The 16,953-nt window shown below is 40.5% G+C and carries 15 protein-coding genes; 7 read left to right on the forward strand and 8 right to left on the reverse strand.

Features of this window, described 5'->3' with window-relative positions; genetic code table 11:
• Positions 1-23: 23 nt before the first annotated feature.
• Positions 24-749 (forward strand): CAF17-like 4Fe-4S cluster assembly/insertion protein YgfZ, encoded by a 726-nt coding sequence (ygfZ, locus tag A9J31_RS09770; RefSeq protein ID WP_067764870.1) that lies wholly within the window; start codon positions 24-26, stop codon positions 747-749.
• Between the two features lie 43 nt (positions 750-792).
• On the opposite strand, the gene A9J31_RS09775 is transcribed toward ygfZ, so the two are convergent.
• Positions 793-1,038: a hypothetical protein gene (locus tag A9J31_RS09775; protein ID WP_067764873.1), complete on the reverse strand. Its 246-nt coding sequence runs from the start codon at positions 1,036-1,038 to the stop codon at positions 793-795.
• A gap of 257 nt (positions 1,039-1,295) precedes the next feature.
• Between A9J31_RS09775 and A9J31_RS09780 the strand changes: the two genes are divergently transcribed.
• Complete coding sequence (locus tag A9J31_RS09780) at positions 1,296-2,102, forward strand: tetratricopeptide repeat protein (RefSeq protein ID WP_067764876.1); 807 nt, start codon at positions 1,296-1,298, stop codon at positions 2,100-2,102.
• An 86-nt stretch (positions 2,103-2,188) separates the two neighbouring features.
• Here the strand turns inward: A9J31_RS09780 and A9J31_RS09785 are convergent, their stop codons facing one another.
• Genes A9J31_RS09785 through A9J31_RS09795 form a run of 3 tightly spaced genes read right to left on the reverse strand, consistent with a single transcriptional unit; the run spans position 2,189 to position 6,776 of the window.
• A complete protein-coding gene (locus A9J31_RS09785; RefSeq protein WP_067764879.1) occupies positions 2,189-3,325 on the reverse strand; it encodes an NADH:flavin oxidoreductase/NADH oxidase in 1,137 nt (378 codons plus the stop codon).
• A gap of 15 nt (positions 3,326-3,340) precedes the next feature.
• On the reverse strand, positions 3,341-5,500 hold the full coding sequence (locus tag A9J31_RS09790) for a TonB-dependent receptor (RefSeq protein ID WP_067764882.1): 2,160 nt from the start codon (positions 5,498-5,500) through the stop codon (positions 3,341-3,343).
• 19 nt (positions 5,501-5,519) lie between these two features.
• Positions 5,520-6,776 (reverse strand): carbohydrate porin, encoded by a 1,257-nt coding sequence (locus A9J31_RS09795; protein WP_067764885.1) that lies wholly within the window; start codon positions 6,774-6,776, stop codon positions 5,520-5,522.
• A gap of 391 nt (positions 6,777-7,167) precedes the next feature.
• Here A9J31_RS09795 and mutM point away from each other — a divergent pair, with 391 nt between their 5' ends.
• Together mutM and A9J31_RS09805 are read left to right on the forward strand one after the other, a co-directional pair.
• Entirely contained in the window at positions 7,168-8,022 is an 855-nt protein-coding gene (gene mutM, locus A9J31_RS09800; RefSeq protein ID WP_067764888.1) for a bifunctional DNA-formamidopyrimidine glycosylase/DNA-(apurinic or apyrimidinic site) lyase, read from the forward strand.
• Positions 8,019-8,300, forward strand: coding sequence for a peptidylprolyl isomerase (locus A9J31_RS09805; RefSeq protein ID WP_067764891.1), 282 nt, complete (start codon positions 8,019-8,021; stop codon positions 8,298-8,300). The genes mutM and A9J31_RS09805 overlap by 4 nt, the downstream gene beginning before the upstream one ends.
• A gap of 134 nt (positions 8,301-8,434) precedes the next feature.
• Here the strand turns inward: A9J31_RS09805 and mscL are convergent, their stop codons facing one another.
• Together mscL and typA are read right to left on the reverse strand one after the other, a co-directional pair.
• Complete coding sequence (gene mscL, locus A9J31_RS09810; RefSeq protein WP_067764894.1) at positions 8,435-8,872, reverse strand: large conductance mechanosensitive channel protein MscL; 438 nt, start codon at positions 8,870-8,872, stop codon at positions 8,435-8,437.
• A gap of 279 nt (positions 8,873-9,151) precedes the next feature.
• Positions 9,152-10,987: a translational GTPase TypA gene (gene typA, locus A9J31_RS09815; protein WP_067764897.1), complete on the reverse strand. Its 1,836-nt coding sequence runs from the start codon at positions 10,985-10,987 to the stop codon at positions 9,152-9,154.
• A gap of 173 nt (positions 10,988-11,160) precedes the next feature.
• Between typA and A9J31_RS09820 the strand changes: the two genes are divergently transcribed.
• From A9J31_RS09820 to A9J31_RS09830, 3 genes are all read left to right on the forward strand, one after another.
• Positions 11,161-12,531 (forward strand): uracil-xanthine permease family protein, encoded by a 1,371-nt coding sequence (locus A9J31_RS09820; protein WP_067764899.1) that lies wholly within the window; start codon positions 11,161-11,163, stop codon positions 12,529-12,531.
• A gap of 65 nt (positions 12,532-12,596) precedes the next feature.
• Positions 12,597-13,628, forward strand: coding sequence for a methyltransferase (locus A9J31_RS09825; RefSeq protein ID WP_067764902.1), 1,032 nt, complete (start codon positions 12,597-12,599; stop codon positions 13,626-13,628).
• Positions 13,629-13,630: 2 nt separating this feature from the next.
• Entirely contained in the window at positions 13,631-15,094 is a 1,464-nt protein-coding gene (locus tag A9J31_RS09830) for an amino acid permease (RefSeq protein WP_067764905.1), read from the forward strand.
• Positions 15,095-15,156: 62 nt separating this feature from the next.
• Here A9J31_RS09830 and A9J31_RS09835 read toward each other — a convergent pair whose 3' ends face one another.
• The gene (locus A9J31_RS09835) at positions 15,157-15,702 is read right to left on the reverse strand and encodes a peptidase C39 (RefSeq protein ID WP_067764908.1); all 546 of its coding nucleotides are present in this window, start codon (positions 15,700-15,702) and stop codon (positions 15,157-15,159) included.
• Between the two features lie 100 nt (positions 15,703-15,802).
• Positions 15,803-16,852: an outer membrane protein Omp38 gene (gene omp38 / locus A9J31_RS09840; RefSeq protein WP_067764911.1), complete on the reverse strand. Its 1,050-nt coding sequence runs from the start codon at positions 16,850-16,852 to the stop codon at positions 15,803-15,805.
• Positions 16,853-16,953: the final 101 nt, after the last annotated feature.

The following is a 16,953-nucleotide window of genomic DNA, read 5'->3' on the forward strand; positions in this document are numbered from 1 at the left end:
GTGAATATACACAGAGGCTCGTCATGTCAACGTCTATGGCATTTACATCTTTCACTTTAAATGGTGTGGATGCACAAAAATTCCTTCAAGGTCAGGTGACTTTACATGTTGAACGTCTGGAAGAAAATGTAACGCGTTATACAGCAATCTGCGACCTGAAAGGCCGTATTCACTTTGGCCTATGGCTGACCAAATTAAATGCCGAAAGTTTTGTGATTGTCACAACTCAAGATCAATCTGAAGAATTTGCCAAGCACATTAAAAAATTTGGTGCATTTTCAAAAATGAAACTTGAAGATTCGGGTCTCGTTTATCCAAGTTTAGTGAATGGCGAAACAACTTTTGGCACAGAGCCAACTGATGTTGCTGCATGGGAAGTTCAAGCGATTCAAGCGGGTCAAGCCTATATCGACCAAGCTATTGAGCACTTGTTTCAACCACAAGAATTACGATTACATCAACGTGAAGGCGTGCACTATGACAAAGGCTGTTACTTAGGTCAGGAAGTTATTGCTCGTCTTTGGTTTAAAGCCAAGCCTAAAGCATGGCTACATGCTATTGCAGGTACAGGTGCGGCTCCCGCTGAAGGTGAACAATTGAATAAAGGCGTTCAAGTCGTCAATAGCGTAGAGGTTGAAAATGGATATGTGGCGCTGGTTGTTGCCCGTCCAGATGCATTGTCTGAACTAGATGTCACTGTGCTTAATTTGCCAGAAGCTTTAAATGGTGATGTAGCACGACCGCAGTAAAATATTGATGCATAAAAAAACCTCCTAATAGGAGGTTTTTTATTTAAAATCCATGAAACAGCTTGTTCATATCTTTACACACATAGTCTTTAAAATGGTAAGCGCGTGCATGTTTAGCATCAAATTTTGCTTCAAGCTCACCTTTCTTAAAAATATAGACACGATTTTCTTTACTGACCAAAAATTCAGCACCCAGCTTCATTAATAACGCATCAATCTTATCTTCATCTGCAATTGACTCATCCGCTGCAACCTTGTCATAGTTACGTTTGATGCCTTTTATAAACATGGTCTAACCTCAGATCTTTCGTTGAAGGCGCGATTTAAGCAAAGAACAATTAACTTTGCAAAGTACAAGCCAAATAAAAGCGGTATTGTTCTGAAAACTACAGCTTTTATACGTTAGAAAAATTTTCAAATTTTAAGTCCTAATCACAATTCCTCACTTTACATTTACATAAATCGACCTATGATGTTAAAACAGTCAAAAATAACCACCAAAACACATAAATGGAATTATGTGCATGTTTTAAAAAAGGTTTTAAAATGAAAAAAATTATTCTCGCAAGTATTTTGGCACTCACAACCCAGCTCGCATTGGCTGATACTAAAGCCGCTACAGTGGATCCTGAATTTGCAAAAATCGAAGCGATGGTTAAAGCAAAAAATATGACGGGTGCTTATCAAGCACTCAGTAAATTAGCTGCAACCGGCAATGCCCAAGCCATCTATAACTTAGGCTATTTAACACAAACTGGCCAAGGTACAGCAAAAGACGAGAAAAAAGCCATTCAGCTTTATGAGCAAGCTGGTGCAAAAGGCTACCCCGTTGCTAACTATGTCTTAGGTAAAAATTACGCCACAGGTACTTTAGGCCTAAAACAAGATCCAGCCAAAGCCAAACAATATTTAGAACGTGCATCGAGTGCAGGTTTTGACGATGCAACTATCGACTATGCGATTCTTTTATTTGCTGAAAACAATCCTCAGTCAGACAAATTAGCATTAACGAAGCTAGATCCACTGATCAAGAAAGGTTTCTATCCTGCAATACATGCCAAAGCGCTGTATGACATCAGTACAGGTTTTAAAACTAAGAATGATAAACCAGTTCAACAAGGCTTAAATAGCATTCAAGATTTGGCGAAAAAAGGATATATTCCTGCTCTCATGGCTGTGGGGAACATGTTTGTGAATGGCAATATCATTCCACAAAACCTGCCTGAAGCGAAAAAAATCTTTGCAGCACTTGCACAAGAAAATGTACCACAGGCCAAAGAATCATTAGCAACAGTAGATAAATTAATAGCGGAACAAGCCAAAGCACCGAAAGCTAGCGCGAAAAAAAGTTAAAGCTCATTCATAAACTGTGAAAAAAAAGCCCTGCAATTGCAGGGCTTTTTATATTGCATTTTAAATTTATACCATTCTAGGCCAATTTATTTAAGCAAGGCTGCATCATCAAAGGCTTTAAATTGACTGCGCTGCGCATGTGGCTGACAGCGTAAATATTGCGGCGCGATTTGAATATCTGCTCCCAATTCTGCTGCTGCATGCCAAGGCCAACGCGGGTCATATTGGATAGCACGTGCAATACCAATTGCATCTGCCATTTCATATTGCAATATGCCTTCTGCCTGCATCGCTTCCGTAATTAAGCCCACTGCAATGACCGGAATCGTAACCGCATGCTTAATCGCCTCTGCAAAAGGGACTTGATAACTCGCCTGTAGATGTATTTTCTGATCAACAGCTAAGCCACCACTCGAAGTATGGATATACGCTGCACCTAATTGTTCTAAAGCTTTAGACAATCCTACTGCAGACTCGATGTCCCAACTAGACTCGCCGGTATATTCCATCCAGTCTGTTGCAGAGATACGTACACCAATTGGATAATCCACAGGAACAACATTTTTCATGGCCTGTAAGACTTCTAAAGTCAAACGAATACGATTTTCAAAGCTACCACCATATTCATCAGTACGTTGATTAGATAAAGGCGACATAAACTGATGTAATAAATAGCCATGTGCTGCATGCAATTCAATGAGGTCAAATCCTGCATCAACTGCACGTTTTGCAGACTCAGCAAAGTCTAGAATAATCTGATCAATTTCAGCTTTGGTTAATGCATGCGGCGCATGATCTTGCGTATTAAATGGTAATTCACTGGCTGAAACCGTTTGCCAGCCTTGCGCATGATCAGGTGCTAATTGGCCACGTCCATTCCACGGCTTATCAGTCGACGCTTTTCGCCCAGCATGGGCAAGTTGAATTGCAAATGGCATCGGTGAAAGACTTTTCACTTTTGCCAATAAAGCTTTGATCTGTGCACGTTGTAAATCATTCCAAAGCCCAAGGTCTGCATAGCTAATACGCCCTTCAGGCTGTACCGCAGTCGCCTCAACAATACAAAGCCCAGCACCTGACAATGCGTAATTCGCCCATTGCTGTTCATGCCAATAGGTTAATTCGCCTTGTTCATTGGCAGAGTACTGACACATTGGTGCAATCACGATTCGATTACTTAAAGTCAAACTACCAAACTGAATTGGTTGAAATAACAACGCCACAAAACTCTCCTTATTTTAAAATGCTTTCGTTACACTTAAGCCTGCACTCCAATTGACCCCATCTGCGGGTTCAAAGAAGCGTCCATTACCGTCATTCACAATCACAGAGCCGACATATTTTTCATCAAATAAATTGTCTGCTCGAACATAGCTTTTTATTTTCCAGTCATCCTGTTGCCAAACATAACCGGCATTGGCGGAAACCACGGTGTAGCTTGGTGCAGCATCACTATTGGCATCATCGACATAAATTTTATCCATATAACGGACATCAAGTCCGGCATTAAAGCCAGTTTCAGGTTGCCAATTTAGCGCTGCAAAGGCTTGGTTTTTAGCAATACCGGGTATATAGGTGCCTTTGACGACATCACTTTCAGGAATTGCGGCATCAAAAGTCGCATCGATATAACTGTAGCTGGCTTGCGCACTTAAATCACGCCACAAGGATTTATTCCATGATAATTCGACACCTTCACGTAAAGTTTTATCGGCATTTTTATAAGTTGCTCGACCATTTACACTACCAGCTGAAACAATGTCGTCTTGTGTTTTGCTTTGGAATACTGCGGCAGTGAAATTGCCCCATGCATTTTGCGCTTTCACCCCCAATTCATAGTTATCACTACTAGCAGGTTTCAAATCAAAATTCATGCCGTCATCTTTAGAATAGGCCATTTCGGTAAATGTGGGTGTTTCAAAACCTTTGGCATAACTGACATAAGCGTTTATTTTCGGATTGATCGCCCAGCTCAGTGCCGCTGATGGTAGAACCTTGTCATAGTCGGTTTTACCGCTATCATCTTTATTCAACCCAACTATGTATTTATCGTCCGACTCATAATGCACATTGCTATATCTTAATCCTGCATCTAAGGTCAATGTTGGAAGAAAATTCCAAGAGGCTTGCACATACGGATCCAAATTCCATAGGGTATTATTTTCATTGCGGCGAATATTGCCCTTTACACCATACTGCCCTTCAGCATTAAAGTTTTCATAACCTTTTCGGTCTTCATCCATATAGTCAAAAGCCAAACCAGCGGTTAGACGTGTATCAGGTAATAAATCTTTGCCTGTCCAGCGAATATCTGTTCCATAATAGTCACGGCTAAAATCAATCACACCGCCTGCATGGCGAGGGTTTCTTTGACTTGTTGATGATATTGGATTTCCATCTTCATCTAAGCCTAAATTTATTGAATACTCACCTTTAGGAATCGATTGATACTGGGTTACATCACGTTGCCCCATATATACCATTGCATTGAGTTCATGCTGATCATTGATCGGCTTTTTCCATGTTAAGCCTGTTTGAGTTTGGTCAATTTCTTTACGAACATCAAATTGTTTTAAAAAAGCGACTTGTTGCTTTGGATTGTCTTGCCAATGTTTTCTTGTCAAACCTTGCGGATCATCTGCATTAATATCCACATGATTAACAATCCAGTTCACTTTTGAACCATCATCCAAATCCCATGTGAGTTTGGCATTACTTAATACTTTCTTAGCAGCGCTGTGATCGCGATAGCCATCCGTTTCAAAATAAGATGAACTCACCACATAACTTGGCTCACTAGCCTTGTCTGATCCACCTTGTAGCACTACATCTGCACGACTTTTGTTATGACTACCCGCAGAATAACCAAGCTCAACGGAGTCTTTGCCTGTTCCTTCTTTGGTTGTGGTTAATACCGCACCACCCGAAGAGTTCCCGTAAAGTGATGAAAATGGGCCGCCTAATACTTCAACATGACTTAAGCTACTCATATCAATATTTGAGGTTTGCCCTTGCCCATCTGGCATGGTCGCTGGAATTCCATCAACATATAAACGGATACCGCGTACACCAAAAGTAGAGCGCGCGCCAAAACCACGCATCGAAATTTGTAAATCCTGTGCGTAATTTTCACGATTATTGAGTTGTAGTCCGGGAACACCTTTTAAGGTCTCCGACAGGTTCACACCTGTATTGTTATTATTTTCTGGCTGCTCAATTCGATAAACCGAGGCTGGTGTTTTAAGCCAAGTCGTATTGGTACGAGGAGCTTCGATTGTAATAGCAGGAAGTAAAACAGGTTCCGTAGAACCTGTTTCTGCATAAAGTTGCTGGCAGATGCATGCCGTCAGGCAAAGTAAATGTGTCGATGTGAATTTGACGTTATATTTACTTTGCATGGATGCACCTACTTGTTCATTAGAATGTTACCTTAGAGCTTAAACCAATTACGAAAGCATCATCAACTCGATTTGTTGAGCCTGGGTTAACAACATACTGTAGACTCGGGCGAACCATCAGCCATTTTGTTGGATTATGGCTGTAGTTCAACTCAATGTTATATTCTGCGCTCGCATCAAATTTGTCAGCAGATAAACGATTATTCACATGTGCTCTGTTCACGCCTAGACCAATCATGTCAGTCGGTAAACGGTCTGCTAAACCGATATATTTCAGACCCAATTGTTGTGAATTATCCACTTTCGTTGTTACACGATCATGCCAAGTAAAGTTAGCAAAACTATGTAAGCCACGACGACCCTCGCCTGTAGATGTCAATTGCTGCTCAATCGCAACCCAACCACCAAAAGTACGATTTTTTGCATCTGTCGGGTTAGCAATATCTTTTTGATTTTTTACGTCATCCGCAGTGTTATACATCCCACCAACACGGTAACTGCCCGCTAAGCCGTTTACCAACGATTTAGGTGTCCACACCAATTCAACTGGAATAGTCACACCATCTGCTTGATCGGTATCCAAATTCCAACCATGACGTTCTAAAGCATTTTCAGGGTTAAATTCATAAACACCGACTTGTGCTGCAAGTTCAGGCGTCGCTTGATATTTCACACGACCGCCCCATTGAGCAACAGGCGTATTCATCCACATCGTACCTTGCCATTTGCCCATCTGTGCTGCACAAAAGGCATTACTTTCAAAGTCACATGCCATCACGTTAAAGTCCATTCCGAGACCTAGACGACCGGCTTTAATACTAATACCCTGTTCTTTAAAATTCTTTTCAATAGAAAGTTCTGTTAAGCGACTTTTTTGGTTGCCGCGACCAAAATTGGCTTGAACATTGGCCAATTGTGGGGCATCACCTTGTAAATCATCAATCGTTGTACTTTGGCCTTGACGGGCTGTCATCACTGCACGCACAGTTACGCCATCCCAACCCGCCAGCTTTTCCATATCGAGTTGGGTACCCAGCCACAACTGGCTCGCTACTGTCGCTGAATGTCCAGCATTACGTCCACCATCGGCAAGATAGGCAGCATCTGCTGCAATATTTGCTTCAAACTTCACGCCCTGTTGAGCGAGTTCAGTACGTTTACCATCCCAATCACCCAACATATACTGACCTTTAGGGTCAAAAGCATCTGCGGCATTAGTATGTGTCATGGCTGCCATTACCAACGTAGGCATTAAAGCTAGACTGAATTTTTTCATTGGAAAACCTAAATCTGGAGAGAGTGCAGATCGCAACCCAAAGGTTTGAAATCTAAAGGCATAAAAATTACATAACTTTTCACATTCTATCTCAGCATATTTTTTATTATTCATTAAACTTTTTTTTATATATTTATATAAATACAAATAAACTTTTTTATATTTAAATTATTTTTAGCATTATTTTCAAATACTTAAATTAAAAACCATTTTCACAGAAGTTTAATTTTTATACTTGATGAATCTGCTGCATTATTTGACCCTAAAGTTCATTTTACCTCTTCAAGCTTATTAATGAAATTCGCCCTTTCTAGCTTCAGCACCAAACTTGCAATTCTACTCAAAACACCCAATATTAAGCGCAATATGTTGACAGTATTACGCCTAAGCTATGCCTGAATTACCAGAAGTAGAAACCACCAAAACCAGTCTATTGCCTTTACTAAATGAAAAAGTGTTGAAGGTGGATATTTATCAATCCAGTTTACGTTGGCCTATTCCTGATGACATTCAAAAACTGGTAGGGCAAAAACTCATAAAACTAAGTCGGCGGTCGAAATACATCTTAGCTGAGTTCGAACAAGACACGATGCTGTGGCATTTGGGCATGTCTGGTAGTTTCCGTATTTGTGAAGGTCATGAGGAACGTCGTAAGCATGACCATCTCATAATTCAGTTTGAAGACATGCAATTGCGCTACCATGACCCTCGCCGATTTGGCTGTATTTTATGGTTAGATCAAAATACTCAAACTAAGCTAATTGACACGTTAGGACCAGAACCCTTAAGTGATGCTTTTAATGCGGACTACCTATTCAATAAATTTAAAAATAAGAATACCGGCATTAAAGTTGCAATTATGGATAACCATGTTGTTGTTGGTGTCGGTAACATTTACGCGACTGAAAGCTTATTTAACCTTGGTATTCATCCTGCACAACCTGCTTCCAGTTTAAGCATGAACCAAGTTGAAAAAATGGTGCTTGAAATTAAGCGCATTCTTAAACAAGCGATTGATTTGGGTGGCTCTACCCTACGAGATTACAGTAATGCTATGGGTGAAAATGGTTATTTCCAGCAAACACTACTGGCTTATGGGCGTGCTGGTGAGATGTGCATTAACTGTGAAACGACGTTGCAGAACCTTAAGCTCGGGCAACGGGCAAGCGTATTTTGTCCTGAATGTCAGCCATTAAAAAAGGTTAAAATGACCAGTAAGAAAGCCCTTAAAGGAAGCAAAGCATGAAATCTGCTATCGTCCGTCATATTTTAGTGAAAGATAAAGAGTTGTGTGAACAACTCAAAAAGAAAATTAAAGGCGGTGCAGATTTTGCCAAAATTGCCAAACAACATTCGACCTGTCCATCTGGGAAAAAAGGCGGTGAGCTGGGTGATATTAAAAAAGGTCAACTGGTCGGCCCAATCGATAAAGCCGTTTTCACATTGCCTGAACGTGAACTGCATGGCCCAATCAAAAGCCAATTTGGTTGGCATTTATTAGAAATTAAATTTCGAATGGATTAGTCATTTCCCCCCTCTTCTGATGAAGCAGTGTTTCTCACCTTTAATAAAGGAAGGAAAAGCCCCCCTTTAAAAAAGGGATTTAGGGAAATTAAAAAACGGCACTTTTAGCGCCGTTTTTTAATTCAAAAGTTCAATTAACCTTTGCGTTTTAATTCATCACGAATTTCACGAAGTAATTCGATATCTTCCGGAGTCGCTTCAGGTTCAGGCGCTGCTTCTTCTGCTTTATCACGGCGTAGTTTGTTCATCAGTTTCACCAACCAGAACACTACCCATGCTAAAAGCAAGAAGTTAATAAGAATGGTTAAGAAGTTACCATAGGCCAAGACATTTAAACCGGCATCTTGTGCTGCTTTTAAAGTAGTTACATTATTCGGATTATCGCCCAAGACAACAAACCAATTTGAATAATCAACATCACCGCCCAGAATCCATGAAATCAATGGCATCACGATATCTTTTACCATTGAATCAATAATTTTACCGAACGCACCACCGATGATCACACCGACAGCCAAGTCCATCACGTTGCCTTTTACGGCAAATTCTTTAAATTCTTGAATAATACTCATGTTATCTCCAGAAATTTTTTTCAGCTTTAATTTTGTGACGAAGTATACATTATATCTGTATAACTATTTCCACCTAATTTACTTGGTTTTTATTAGATTCTAAATGCCATGTATAAAAATTCACACAAAACATTTTTCTCTATATTAAAAAGGATTTATCAATATTATGCATGTCAGATTAAATGAATAAACTCATTCAAGTTTTTCTTTTTTATTCAAAACATCCATGCATAAAAAAACCGCTAACCTAAGTCAGCGGTTTTTTTCAGAACGATAAAATTAACCGTTACGGTTACGTTTACGTTCGTTTTCAGTCAACCAACGCTTACGAATACGGATTGACTTAGGTGTTACTTCAACTAACTCGTCATCTTCAATAAATTCAAGTGCTTGTTCAAGCGTAAATTCAATGTTAGGAACAAGTGTTAACGCATCATCAGTACCAGAAGCACGTACGTTTGTTAACTGTTTCGCTTTAGTTGGGTTTACAGTCATGTCGTCTGAACGTGAGTTAATACCTACGATCATACCTTCATAAACTTCTAACTGTGGTTTAGCGAATAGACGACCACGGTCTTGAAGTGTAAACAATGCATAGCCCAAGCAAGTACCTTGAACCATAGAAATCAATACACCGTTTTGACGTTTCGCAACAGTACCTTGTTTCATAGGACCGTAGTGCGAGAAGCTTGATGTCATGATGCCTGTACCTGAAGTCATTGTTAAGAATTCAGAACGGAAACCAATCAAGCCACGTGAAGGAACAGTCGCTTCAATACGGATACGGCCTTTACCGTCAACTTCCATATTTGTCATTTCACCTTTACGGTGACCCATTTGTTCCATTACAGAACCTTGGTGCTGTTCTTCAACGTCAAACGTTACGTTTTCGTAAGGTTCTTGTTTTTCACCATCAACTTCTTTCAAGATTACTTGTGGACGAGATACGCCCATTTCGAAACCTTCACGACGCATGTTTTCAATAAGTACTGAAAGGTGAAGTTCACCACGACCAGATACTTTGAAACGGTCTGGACTGTCAGTATCTTCAACACGTAGTGCTACGTTGTGAATCAATTCGCGGTCAAGACGTTCACGAATATTACGTGAAGTTACGAATTTACCTTCTTTACCAGCAAACGGTGAGTTGTTTACTTGGAAAGTCATAGACACTGTAGGTTCGTCTACAGAAAGCGCTGGAAGAGCTTCAACTGCTTTTGGATCACAGATTGTGTCAGAGATATGAAGTTCATCAATACCTGTTACACAAACGATATCACCAGCAGAAGCTGATTCTACGTCGATACGTTCTAAACCATGGTAACCCATGATTTTTAAGATACGGCCGTTACGTGTTTTACCGTCTTTGTCGATTACAGTTACAGGCGTGTTTAATTTCACTGAACCACGTTGAATACGACCAACACCGATAACACCAACGAAGCTGTTATAGTCAAGTGAAGACACTTGCATTTGGAATGGACCATCAACATCAACTGCTGGTGGTTCAACAATGTCTACGATTGTTTGGAACAATGGCGTCATGTCTTCAGCTAGTTCTTCTGGAGATGGACCAGCCACACCACGAAGACCTGAAGCATATACAACTGGGAAGTCTAACTGTTCGTCAGTACCACCAAGGTTGTCGAATAAATCGAATACTTGGTCAATTACCCAGTCTGGACGTGCACTTGGCTTATCCACTTTGTTGATAATTACGATTGGTTTCAAACCACGTGCGAACGCTTTTTGCGTTACGAAACGAGTTTGTGGCATTGGACCTTCTTGAGAGTCAACAAGAAGTAGTACACAGTCAACCATCGACATTACACGTTCAACTTCGCCACCGAAGTCGGCGTGTCCCGGGGTGTCCACGATGTTGATACGGTATTCAGTATTTGTACGAGCATCAGTCCATTTAATTGCAGTGTTTTTTGCAAGAATGGTAATACCACGTTCGCTTTCAATAGCGCCCGAATCCATTACACGTTCGATCTCGCCTGCGCGATCGCCAAGAGCACCTGATTGTTGTAAAAGTTTGTCAACTAGAGTTGTTTTACCATGGTCGACGTGCGCGATGATGGCAATGTTACGGAGAGTTTTAATATCTGACATGTTAATTCGATACGCCTAAAGTTTGAGGGCAAATTATACAGAAAAAATATAGATTTTAGTAGTGACAGTTTATTGACAATGACAATTTTTTTGACGACTGACACGCTTTAGGTTTTGTAAAGCTGTGTAAACAGATTAGAATAGCGCCACCTAGCCTTAATTTTCAGTGCCGCATGTCTGATATCAATCAATCTCCCACCCCCAAAGATCAACTTGATTTAGTCTATGGACTTAATGATCGACCTAAACCACTTATCGCATTTTTAGCAGCGTTCCAACATCTATTGGCCATTATTGTCCCAATTGTGACACCTGGTTTGCTGATCTGTTTAGCACTTGGCGTGTCCAAAGAAGACACCAATATGATTCTTTCGATGTCATTGGTGATCTCAGGGATTGCAACGTTCTTGCAATGTAAAAAAGTGGGCCCTTTTGGTGCAGGTCTTCTCATTGTACAGGGCACAAGTTTCAACTTTATTGGACCTATTATTGGTATTGGCTCGGCAATGGTTGCAGCAGGGACACCTGTTGAAGCCGTGATGGCATCAATTTTTGGTGTGGTCATTGCTGGTTCGTTCATTGAAATGGGTGTTTCACGTATTTTACCTTGGGTAAAAAAACTCATCACACCTTTAGTCACCGGTATTGTCGTGTTATTGATTGGTCTTACCTTAATTAAAGAAGGCCTGATCAGCATGGGTGGTGGTTATCAAGCCATGGGGGATAAAACCTTTGCCAATGCAGACAATCTCATCATGTCATGTACAGTTTTGGCACTTATTATCTTACTGAATCGTGTACGTATTACATGGGTGAAAAGTTCTGCCATCTTAATTGCCTTAGTCGTGGGTTATATCCTTGCAGGCTTTATGGGTCATTTGAACTTCGATGGTTTAAAAGATGCGCCGCTTATTCAAGTCCCAACACCTATGCACTTTGGCTTAAGCTTTTCTTGGAGCCTTTTCATTCCAATGGCATTTATCTACCTAGTAACCTCTTTAGAGGCAATTGGTGATATTACTGCCACTTCTAAGCTTTCAAACCAAGCAGTAGATGGCCCTGAATGGATGAAGCGTATTAAAGGTGGTGTATTGGTCAATGGTGCAAATTCATTCCTTGCTGGTATCTTTAACACGTTCCCAAGCTCTGTATTTGCACAAAATAATGGGGTAATTCAGTTAACAGGTGTAGCTAGCCGTTATGTGGGTATTTGGATTGCAGCCTTACTGATCATCTTAGGTTTATTACCCGCTGTTGCTGGGGTTATTCAAGCTGTTCCGCAAGCCGTTTTAGGTGGCGCAGTTATGGTGATGTTTGGTGCTGTAGCAGCATCTGGCATCAATATTTTGTCAGGTGTTCATCTAGATCGTCGTGCCCTACTGATCATCGCTATTTCATTGGCACTAGGTCTAGGTGTTGCACAAGTACCACAAATTCTTGAACACCTTCCTGAATTGTTCCGTAATATCTTCAGTTCAGGCGTTGCAACTGGTGGTATTGCTGCCCTTATATTGAATATTGTTCTTCCAGAAGTGAAGAAATAAGTTCATTTGTCTTTAACACTGCCTAGGCATTTGCCTGGGCAGTGTTTTTTGTGATGGAGAGATCAATGGATCTAACAAGCGAAGTCGTCATGCGACAAATCGATTTATTGAAAGGTCGGGTGCTCTTTATTAATGCACCGACAGATGACTTATTGAGTCAATTCACTGATGACATCACCGCTTCAATCTGGTGTTGGAATTTTAATGACTACCAATATTTTCAATCACAACAATCAAAAGTACATTTTGGTGTCGAATTTCCCGAGGGTGAATTTGATCAAGCTGTTATTTTTGTACCGAAATCAAAAGAATTACTCAATTACCTTTTACACAATGTTGCAAGTCATTTGAGTGCTGGCTCATCTATTTTTCTAGTCGGTGAGAAAAAAGGTGGCGTAGAACGTGCCGCTAAGCAAATGCAACCTTATGGCAAAACTTTAAAAATTGACAGTGCACGTCACTGTCAAATGTGGCAAACCCATTTAGAAAAGACCATTACTCCTAAACCATTAAGCGAATGGGTACAACAATATACAGTTGATACGCCAAATGGCGAATTAACCATTTGCGCATTGCCAGGTGTCTTTAGTCAGAATCGACTTGATGTCGGTACAGCAACTTTATTACCTTATTTGTCTAAAGTGACATCAGGTAAAATTGCCGACTTTGGCTGTGGCGCTGGGGTGATTAGTGCGTATTTAGCCAAACTCAATCCTAAAAATCGTATTTTTGCGATGGATGTCGATGCTTTTGCATTAACCTCTACACAAATGACGTTTGAGCAAAATCAGCTTGAACCTGAACAACTTGAGATTAAAGCAGTCACAGGCATTCAGGATGCTCCACTATTTTTACATGCCATTGTCAGCAATCCCCCCTTTCATCAAGGGATTCAAACAGACTACAATGCCAGCGAAAATCTCTGCAAGACCTCGCGCAGACACTTAAAGTCTGGGGGTGAACTGTGGATCGTTGCTAACCGATTCCTCAATTACCCAACATTAATTGAGCAAAATTTCGGTCAATGCACAATTAAAGCAGACCAACAAGGTTTTAAAGTTTTGTTTGCGAGCACGCAAAAAAATATTAAGGAATAATGATGAGCGAAACACAACAACCGACCCAGCTTAAACGTAAGCTGGGCGCTCGCCATCTCAATATGATTGCAATTGGTGGCTCAATCGGTACAGGTTTATTCCTTGCATCGGGTGCGACCATTGCCAACGCTGGCCCAGGCGGCGCCCTACTCGCATATTGCTTAATTGGTATCATGATTTACTTCTTGATGACCAGTTTAGGTGAGTTGGCAACACATAACCCTACTTCTGGTGCATTTTTTACCTATGGTACAAAGTATGTCGAAGGTGGCTTTGGCTTCGCATTGGGTTGGAACTATTGGTATAACTGGGCCATTACCGTTGCATTTGAATTGGTCGCAGTCCAATTCATTATGAAATTTTGGTTTCCAGACATTCCAGGTTTCTACTGGAGTGCGATATTCTTAGCAATTATTTTTGCCATTAACGCTTTAACCGTAAAAGGCTTTGGTGAAAGTGAGTTTTTATTCTCATTGGTTAAAGTCGTTGCGATTATTGCATTCATCATCATTGGTTTATTCATGATTGGTAAGATCATGCTTACTTCTGATGTCCCTGCATTTGCAAACTGGACCAAAGGTGAAGCACCATTTGTAGGTGGTCTCCAAGCATTGATTGGTGTGGCGATGATTGCAGGATTCTCTTTCCAAGGGACAGAGATGGTTGGTGTTGCTGCTGGTGAATCTAAAGATCCTAAGAAAACGATTCCTGTTGCGATTAAACAAATCTTCTGGCGTATTTTATTGTTCTATGTAGTGTGTATTTTCATCATTGGTACGCTCATTGCCTACGATGATCCACGTCTATTACAAGCTGCAGCGACAGACAACATTACCCTTTCACCTTTTACGCTCCTTTATGAAAAAGCAGGTTTTGCATTTGCTGCCAGCTTAATGAACGCCGTGATTCTCACTGCAATTTTATCAGCGGGTAACTCTGGGATGTATTCCTCTACACGTATGCTGTTTGATATGGCACGTAAAGGTAGCGCACCAAAATGGTTTGCACGCCTTGACCCCCGTGGCGTACCAATGAATGCACTGTATGCGACAACTGCTATTGCAGCGCTATGCTTCTTAACCACATTCTTAGGTGAGCAAGAAGTATTTAACTGGTTGCTCAACATGTCTGGTATGTGTGGCTTTATCGTTTGGTTAGGTATTGCAATTTCACATTACCGCTTCCGTAAAGGTTACTTAGCTCAAGGTTATAAACTTGAAGACCTCGCATACAAAGCCAAGTTCTTCCCTTTCGCACCTTGGTTTGCATTCATTTTATGTGCCATTGTTGTCCTAGGTCAAAACTATCAAGCGGTTCAATCTGGTGACTGGATGGGAGTTTTATCTACCTATATCAGCCTTCCATTGTTCCTTGCGATCTGGCTTGGATATAAATGGAAAAATAAAACCAAATTAGTTGCGTATCAAGAAATGGATGTTAAACCCATGAATGTTGATCAAGACTAAATATTTAAAAAGCAGCTTTCGAGCTGCTTTTTTTATCCTAGAAATTTAATATTTTTATAAATTTACACGTCTGTAAATTCTTCATCTCTCATTACAAAATTTCGATCATCAATAACGATTACTTGCTGACATATACCAGGCTGTTCGCGTTGCTGCTGAAACAGACCTGCAGACATTGCATCAAAACTATCAAAAAAACAAATCTCATGCTCATCCATAGAATAAATGAGCGAATGATTCCCCACCCCCTCTAAAGTATCGTAATACACAATAACAAAGCGTCCAGCTTCAACAAGCTGCTGGATTTCTTGATAGCCCAAGACACCATTTACAGGAATATTTAATTCATTTGCTTCAAGATAACATTCAATTTCAGTTTGATGCTGTTCAGGATCATGTTCTGTAAAAAAATCCACATCAAGTCCAAGTTTTTTAAGGCCAACAGCAAGTGCAATTCCAAAGGTACCATCTTGATTATTATGTCTACACAATTGGACCAAATCCGTAATATCAAGATCAACACCATAGTGATGAAAAATCATCCAAATTGCATAGATACCACCATTGGCTTCTAAATTTTGCAAATCTTCAGGGATATCAATGCTCATGAATACACTCAATTTTACTGAATATTAAATTTTACTTATATTTAAGCATAAAAAAAGCGGCTCATCAGAGCCGCTTTTCTTTACCTAAGTAAAACTCAAATTATTGAGCTTGACCAGGTTGAGCCACTACAGTACGGCTACCAGAAATAGTCGCGAATACACGACGGTTCATAGCACGGCCTTCTTTAGTGTTGTTGTCAGCGATCGGTTGATCCCATGCAAAGCCTTGAGTAGAAAGACGAGCTGGATCTACGTTGTATTCGTTAACAAGTGAAGATTTAACAGAGTTAGCACGAGCAAGTGATAAACGTTCGTTTAGAGCACGTGGACCAGTGTTATCTGTGTGACCTTCGATGTTTGCTGTAGCGTTAGGGTATTCAACTAACTTTTCAGCAACTTTAGCGATTTCAGGTTTGTATTGATCTTTGATGTTTGATTTGTTTGTATCAAAGAACACACGAAGTTCCATGTTAAGGTCTTCAGTCAACTCTTGTGGAGCTGGAGCTACAGGAGCTACAGGAGCTACAGGAGCAACTTCAACTACAGGAGCAGCTGGTTTAAGGTGACCACCAAGAACTACGTTAAGACCAGCTAAAGCTGTATAGTTCCAGAAATCTTCGTCAATGTTGTAAGTAGCACGAGCTTCAGTACGTAGAGATAAAGCATCGTTTAAGCGCCAGAAAGCACCTAGACCAGCATTACCCAAAGTACCTTCTTCAGTAGTACCACGGTCAGTACCAGCACCACGAGCATTTACGTCGTCAAATTTGTATTTGTAGTGACCAGCACCTAACAATACATATGGCTTAACTTTGCTGTCGTAGTTTTTAGTGATCAAATCAGAAGTAGCATAGAAGTTACCATTGATTTGAGTTTGTTTGTACTCACCCCAATCAGTATCCACATCGCCTTTAACTTGGTTGTATTCAGCTTCGAAACCTAACCATGGAGTTAATTCAACACCAAGTGCTGCACCAACAAACAAGTCGTCTTGTAGCTCAGGACTTTCAGTTAAGTTACCGCGGCTGTTGTTGTGTTGAGAATCTTGGAAAGTGTAACCAAGCATTAATGGAGTAACAGTTACGCCTGCGTTTGCAGCTGCTAAAGGAGCAGCTACGAGCATTGCTAATGCAATACGACTCATTTTCATGGATTTATCCTCCAGAGATAACAATTGTTGTTCAAGCTCAAGCCGAAAAATTGGCTATCCTGAGATAGGCTTTCTTATACCCCAGTTTTTTTTTTAAGCTA

Origin of the sequence: Acinetobacter gandensis, assembly GCF_001678755.1 — a bacterium.
GTDB classification, from domain to species: Bacteria; Pseudomonadota; Gammaproteobacteria; order Pseudomonadales; family Moraxellaceae; genus Acinetobacter; species Acinetobacter gandensis.